This window comes from Microcoleus sp. Pol12A5, from assembly GCF_036701435.1.
GTDB lineage: Bacteria > Cyanobacteriota > Cyanobacteriia > Cyanobacteriales > Microcoleaceae > Microcoleus.
Genome location: NZ_JAUBQU010000207.1, coordinates 1 through 6,071 on the forward strand (window position 1 = coordinate 1; position 6,071 = coordinate 6,071).

Sequence of the window (6,071 nt, forward strand, 5' to 3'; positions counted from 1 at the left end):
ATTTGAAAAATATTCATTAACTCTCCTTTTTTTACTACTTGCGAAGCTAATATGAGGCAATGTGCTCGTTGACGTACATGATGATGTCGGCTTTGGCGATGAATTCGTTGTAGCAATTTAGACGAAAGAGGGTTTATTTCTCTGATAAACATCATATGAAACTGTAATTAACTCATAATTTTGCCGCAAATATCATTATACTATGTATTTGTGTAATTAATTCTGTCTGACTACTTAATCGCTTGAACTAAGCCAGAATCTCTCAATCCTGAGCTGGTTGCAATTGTTCGTCATTCGGGCGCGATCGCGTAAAATAAGAGCTTGTACGAGGCGGTGCTGTTTGTTGCCGAAGACGAGAGAATCAATCAAGGACGTGGGAATTTAACGCGAAGATGCCAGCAAACTACACCAAACTCGAAAAACGCCTTTGGGAAGCAGCCGATGAACTCAGGGCTAATTCTAAACTCAAGCCTTCGGAATATTCCGTACCCGTTCTCGGGTTGGTTTTTTTGCTGTACGCTAACTATAATACCATTTTTTTAAAGATGTGATAGAGATAAAGAATGTAAAATCCAAGACCACCCGGTGAGAAAACCAATGACGAGATCGGTGAAAGATGCCAAAATTTCCTGGACTTTTGTGCGGAGCTCGTCAAGATTACTAAACACCGACTTTCGCTAAAAAATCTTTGAGATATTCCCACACTCTTTCTGTGGGATTTACTTCAGGACAAGCCGGAGGCTGAAATAGTAAAATTATATTGTCTGGTAATTCAGATGAGCTTAAATTATGAGCGGGTGCGTTATCTACTTGAATGATGTATAATTCATGAGGATATTGGATTGACAAAAGTTGTAAATATGCTTCAAAACTAACTTTGTCTAAATGCGAAAACTCCCAAAAAAAAATTTTTACGCTCTGCGCTCGATACTGCCCCATACAGCCAAAAACACTCAAATTTCCATTGATGCTTCCCGACGGGCTTTACACCTGAAAGCGTCAGCTTGCGCCGACGAATTGTATGCAGCCCTATCCGCGTTTCATCACGCTCACCAATAAGTGACTTTTTTATATTTGTTTACTTGAGGTAAAGCTTTGTGTAGTAAAGCTTTTATCTGTTGATGCAAGTTATTTTTTAATTCCTTAATCGCCGTAGATTCCTGAGAAATACTGCGAGGCCTGGGAATTTTTAATTTACTTTTTAATTCCCCTCTTACTAAAGAATATACAGCCGGGTAACTACTGGCTATTCCTTTAATCAACCAGAGCCAAAGATGAACTTCTTTATAACTCTTAAATCGTTCGGGGTCTCTCAACTCTTGTTGCAAGGTCGCTGCTATTTCACCTGAGAACTTTTTTGGGCGACCGAAAACCTGCCTATTTTCTCACAAATTTTCCAGACCGCCCTTTCTATATTGGGAGAGCCAGCGATGAATCGTAGCCTCACTTTTACCTAAAACTGCGGATACTTCCCGCACAGTTTCTACTTGTTTTGACTGAAATAAATAAAGCATTTGAACTTTGTTATAAGCTAGTATTCTTTTTTGCTGTTTGAGGATTTCTCGTAAATTTTCTACAGATTCGGTAATTTTTATATGAGGACGACCAGACATTGTAATTATCTCCTTTACTTTTTATACAATTCTATCACATCTTTAAAAAAATGGTATAAGTTTGGCTTGGTTTCACAGGAAATTGCAGCGGGAAGCAGCAGGCGGCGCACGGTGGGTAAGACAGATTACCAGGCAAAAGGCGCGCTTTATTTGCCGGAAACTTCGCGTTTTGATTATTTAATTGATAGCCCGGAAGCAGAGGATATTGGCGGGGCGATTAATGCGGCTATGAAGGCGAGCGCGGATGAGAATGAGGAACTCGGCGGGGCTTTGCCTAGAAATTACAACAGCTTGGAAAAACCGATTTTGCGGGAGTTGTTGAAAATCTTAAATCGGATTTCCCGAAAGAATATTACTGAGGATGCGTTTGGGGAAATTTATCAGTATTTCCTGGGGAATTTTGCTCAGAAAGAAGGGCACAAAGGCGGAGAGTTTTTTACTCCACTTTCACTGGTTAAACTGATTGTGGAAGTGATAGAGCCGAATTGCGGGCGAATTTTAGACCCGGCCTGCGGTGCGGTGGGAATGCTGGTGCAGAGTGCAATTCGGGTGAGGAATAAGTTAGGATTTGACCCGAATAAAGTAATTAGTGTTTACGGTCAGGAAAAGGTAGAAAGAACCTGGGGGGGTGACAAAGAGGCCTAGGAGATAGACCGAATCAGGATTGCAGCCCGCATACCTTGTTGATAAAAGCGGCGTTTAGAAGGATTTAACTTCATTAACTGTTCCACTTCCAAAGAATATTGTTCTAGATAATTTACCCACTTTTCTCCATCTAAGTCGACACCAAATTTACTCCGTCTTTGATATCTTTTTTTATGCTCTTAACGCCGAAATACATATTTCTCTACCTGCTTTTTCCGAAGAGATGTACCTTCAAATATTGCCAAACTATAGGCGAGTGTCATCAGCAGAATTATGTTAATCAGTCGGTTGCCTTTTAAGCTAGTTCCTTCCTGATCGTAGCCGACTGTTTTACAATCTCGAAACCTTTCTTCGATACCCATACGTTGCTTATAAGTCAATACGGTTCAGTTAAGGCTAAAACCGTTGTAAACTAGGTATTATATCCAAAAAGGGAGAGCAAGTTGGCGTGCATCTCAAAGAATTCTCACTTTTTATCTCCCAAAATCCAAAGCACGGAGATATTCCAAGCAATAGAAATGGCAATTCCAGCCACTGCAATCGAACAGGCGATTACTAAAACGAAGGTTGAAGAGAAACGTTATCGTGCTTTACCAGCACAACTGGTAGTGTGTCTGGTAATCGCCATAAGTCTGTGGTCTAAAGATTCAATGCGGGAGGTACTAAAAAATTTGATTGATGGTCTTAATGAAGGGTGGATAAAAAAAATTGGTAAATATTGGCGGTTTCCATGTAAATCGGCAATTACTCAAGCCAGACAAAGATTAGGAGCAGGCGTGATGAGACAGTTGTTTCGGTTCTTCCTTACTTGGTATGCCAAACTAACAATTAAAATGCCAAGTAAGTAAACATCTATTTTTGTAGTTTTCAAAATTCCTAAAGCCATATGCAGAACGTTTTATTAACTTAAGCTTGTTGTTAATACCTTCAACAATACCACTTGTTGTACTATTATCAAAGTAAGCAATTATCTCGTCCAACCAATTAGTAATAGTCTTCACAGTATCGGGAAAATATTGTTTAGCTCTTTTCTGCCAGATACCAATTCTCAACAATGCCCTCAACCAATTTGTTTTTTTATTTTCAAATATTTGTCGGAATTTTTCTTTTAATTTATGCATCTCTGCCAGATTTGGACACACTTTTTTAACCTCCATTAATTTGATAGTTTGCTTTTCATTTAAATTCTGTTTATTCTTTAATAAGGAATATTTACTATCGTTTAGTCCCTCTAATATTTCTTGATATTCTGCTGCTTTTTTTGACAATATTGAGGTTTTCTTTAAATCTATTACTTGCCTGATTTCGCGCTTTATTTGTGTATCTAACTCCTGGTTAACTTGTACCATTACATGAAATCTGTCCGCTACTACTTGAACATTTGGCATAAGTTTTTTCACTAAGGTTTTGTAACCTTTCCACAAGTCTATACTTACTTCTTCTATTTGTTCTAAAACCTGTGAACCCCATGAATTAAGGACTGGCTCGATTTCTGCTTGTGTTCTTCCGGGGACGATTGTAATTAATTTAGATGTTTCTAAATCTATTAATACGGCACAGTAATTTCCTTGACCTTTAATTAACGCTATTTCATCAATTCCTAGCTTTTTTAATCCTGATGGTTGTGACGAGAATTCTCGTGAGGCATCTGACAACATTCTTTCTATTTCTTCTGTTGTTACTACTCCTTGTTTTGCTACACTCTGGATATCACTTGATAAAACCGATTTGATAATTGTATTTGCTAATCGTTTTGTATAAGTTCTTCGGTTGTTTACAAAGTCAAATTTTTCGCTAAATGGTTTGCCACATTTTTTACATTTAAACTGTCGTCTGTTTATTTCTAAAAATACTGATGTTTCTCCCCAGGATAAATCTTTTACTAAGTATCGATGATTTTGATGTAATCTATTACTTTTGATCCCGCAATGATGACAATAACTTTCTTTAGGGATTGACTCCACCTGTAATATTATTCCAATTCCCGGTAGTTGATTCATTTTAGTTACTTTAATTCCTTGTAGATTCAGGAGTTCTGTTAGAACTTTAGTACCCTTTTTTGTGTTCATGACTGTAATTTGCTCCCAAAAATCAAGAGTGAATATTGATAGTTAACAATTAAACTAGCCCCAATGTCAAGCCTGACAAGGACTTGATTGATATTTTGACATATTTTTTCAATTTATTTGACTGATTTAGCTATTGATTTAGCATACCAAGTAAAGAAGAACCGTTGTTTCATTCTTTAGTGCGACCAAGGGCTACAGTTGAAACAGTAGGAGCTTTTATCAACGAACTCAGAGTCGTAGTGATAGATGGAACCTGCTTATATATCCCCTCTGGGTGATGAAAATGCCCGGGTTTTTGGTCGTCCGGGAAGTCGTCCAGGTACAACAGCAGCGTTTCCGAAAGCTAGATTAGTTATTTTATTAGAGGCAGGAACACATTTAATATTTGATGCCTTAATGTGTCCATATAAAATGGGAGAAAGAGTAAGAGAGTTAAAATTGTTACGCTCAGTGGCAGAGGGAATGTTATTGATGTGGGATAGAGGTTTACATTTTTACGCGATGGTAGAAGCCACAATCAGCAAAGGTTGTGAGTATTTGGGTCGAATTACATCAAATGTTAAATTCTTAAACGAAACACAATTAAATGATGGTTCATACTTGAGTTTGATTTATCGATCCGGCAAGTTAAGAAAAAAAGGATTTAAGCCAATACAGGTAAGAGTAATCGAGTACATAATTGAGGCTCCCAAACACCCAGTTACACAAATTAGATATCGTTTAATTACGAGCTTGTTGGACGCTGAAAATTTCCAGCCCAGTCACTTGCTTGTGAATATCATCAACGTTGGGAAGTCGAGAATACTATTGATGAACTCAAAGTGCATTTATTGGGACAAAAAACTCATATTCGTTCTCAAAGACCGACAGAAGTGGTACAAGAAATTTATGGTTTGCTACTAGGACATTAGGCGGTAAGATCATTGATTTTTCAAGCAGCAAGCAGTGCAAGTGTTTCACCATTGCGTCTTTATTTTACTGGAACATTACGAGTTATTCGTCGTGCACGGCGCCAAAATTCCAGCGGTTACAACCACAAGAACTTCCCTTTTTTTAAATTGGTTAACTTGGGAGATATTTGACCGACTTCTACCTGAAAGGGTTCGTAGAAACAACCCAAGAGTTGTAAAAAAGCCTGTTTCAAAATTTCGATCTAAACAAGTTAAACACAGAGGTACTGGAATAATAATGAATCCTCCTGTATTTATTGTTTTAAGCACTGCATAGCCTTAACTGAACCGTATTGGCTTATAAGTATCGTGAAGCGAAGCTATCCCGTAGGGAATCGCTGCCTGCAATGAACCTAAATCTGTCAGAATAAACCACGCTTCATCAACCTTCCACGCCCCATAGTTTCTTTTCCACTTACAAGCAACATCAAATCCAGTAGCAGCCTGAGTTTTTCTCACTCTTTTACCTGGAAAATATAAAGAGGTTCCCGGCACTATTCCTAATTCATCTAATTGCTGCCAAACTAAATGGTCTGTTTCAATACAATGATTCTTCTTCAGTCTTGAGCAAAAAGACACACCCTTTTGCTTCAGCCAGAATCCTTGGGTCAATCGAACAAAATTCACGGTCTCCTAAAACAATGACTTTATATTCTCAAAATAATGGTACAACTTGCTGTAGATTTGTCGGAGAGTTCCTCGAAGTTGCTGCGGCCCAATTTGGGTAACAATGACCAGTATAATGGAATTGCTCTTCGCTCCCAGATTAAGCTAACCATGAACAAATTAATACA

At 38.1% G+C, this 6,071-nt stretch carries 5 protein-coding genes and 3 pseudogenes; 4 read left to right on the plus strand and 4 right to left on the minus strand.

The window, feature by feature from the left end; all coding sequences use genetic code 11:
* The first annotated feature begins 392 nt into the window (after positions 1 to 392).
* A complete protein-coding gene (locus QUA45_RS27455; RefSeq protein WP_333101111.1) occupies positions 393 to 551 on the plus strand; it encodes a type I restriction-modification system subunit M N-terminal domain-containing protein in 159 nt (52 codons plus the stop codon).
* On the opposite strand, the pseudogene QUA45_RS27460 reads toward QUA45_RS27455, so the two are convergent.
* Positions 540 to 1,613 (minus strand): annotated as a pseudogene (locus QUA45_RS27460) (IS630 family transposase). The gene QUA45_RS27455 and the pseudogene QUA45_RS27460 overlap by 12 nt on opposite strands.
* Before the next feature lie 66 nt (positions 1,614 to 1,679).
* Here QUA45_RS27460 and QUA45_RS27465 point away from each other — a divergent pair.
* Positions 1,680 to 2,258, plus strand: coding sequence for an N-6 DNA methylase (locus tag QUA45_RS27465; protein WP_333223033.1), 579 nt, complete (start codon positions 1,680 to 1,682; stop codon positions 2,256 to 2,258).
* A 179-nt stretch (positions 2,259 to 2,437) separates the two neighbouring features.
* Here the strand turns inward: QUA45_RS27465 and QUA45_RS27470 are convergent, their stop codons facing one another.
* The gene (locus QUA45_RS27470; protein ID WP_333223035.1) at positions 2,438 to 2,620 is read right to left on the minus strand and encodes a hypothetical protein; all 183 of its coding nucleotides are present in this window, start codon (positions 2,618 to 2,620) and stop codon (positions 2,438 to 2,440) included.
* Positions 2,621 to 2,776: 156 nt separating this feature from the next.
* On the opposite strand from QUA45_RS27470, the pseudogene QUA45_RS27475 reads away from it, so the two are divergent.
* Positions 2,777 to 3,052, plus strand: a pseudogene (locus QUA45_RS27475) (transposase domain-containing protein); the annotation flags it as partial.
* A gap of 27 nt (positions 3,053 to 3,079) precedes the next feature.
* Here QUA45_RS27475 and QUA45_RS27480 read toward each other — a convergent pair.
* Positions 3,080 to 4,327, minus strand: a complete 1,248-nt coding sequence (locus tag QUA45_RS27480) for an ISL3 family transposase (RefSeq protein ID WP_333223037.1) — start codon at positions 4,325 to 4,327, stop codon at positions 3,080 to 3,082.
* A gap of 164 nt (positions 4,328 to 4,491) precedes the next feature.
* Here QUA45_RS27480 and QUA45_RS27485 point away from each other — a divergent pair.
* Positions 4,492 to 5,384 (plus strand): annotated as a pseudogene (locus QUA45_RS27485) (IS4 family transposase); the annotation flags it as partial.
* Between the two features lie 172 nt (positions 5,385 to 5,556).
* On the opposite strand, the gene QUA45_RS27490 reads toward QUA45_RS27485, so the two are convergent.
* Positions 5,557 to 5,904 carry a hypothetical protein gene (locus QUA45_RS27490; protein WP_333101118.1) on the minus strand — a complete coding sequence of 116 codons (348 nt, stop codon included), beginning with the start codon at positions 5,902 to 5,904 and terminating at the stop codon, positions 5,557 to 5,559.
* Positions 5,905 to 6,071: the final 167 nt, after the last annotated feature.